Source organism: Staphylococcus agnetis (genome assembly GCF_002901865.1).
Taxonomy (GTDB): Bacteria; Bacillota; Bacilli; order Staphylococcales; family Staphylococcaceae; genus Staphylococcus; species Staphylococcus agnetis.
On the sequence record NZ_PPQF01000151.1, the window covers coordinates 1 to 282 of the forward strand.

A 282-nucleotide genomic window follows, 5' to 3' on the forward strand; every position below is an offset into this window, starting at 1 on the left:
ATCCCGAAATGAATGGCATCTATAAAAAACGAAAAATAGATGTCGAATCAGCTTTTGGAAATCTGAAGGCTAATTTGGGTTTCAAAAGATTATCCGTACGCACCCAAACCAAAGTCGAATGTGAAATTGGAATTGCCCTTATGGCACTAAACATAAGAAAATTAGCACGGTAAGTGCTAATTTCAAGTGAAATTCAAATGAAAAAACACCACAAAAATCATTTCAAAAGATTTTTGTGGTGTTTTGCTTGGAAACTGAAACCCTATGTCCCAGCCCCTTTTT

1 protein-coding gene is annotated in these 282 nt (G+C 35.5%); it reads left to right on the forward strand.

Annotation, left to right across the window (positions count from 1 at the left end; translation table 11 throughout):
• Positions 1 to 173, forward strand: a 173-nt coding sequence (locus tag CD172_RS12440; protein WP_142384454.1) for a transposase, incomplete at its 5' end; no start/stop codon positions are given.
• Positions 174 to 282 lie beyond the last annotated feature (109 nt).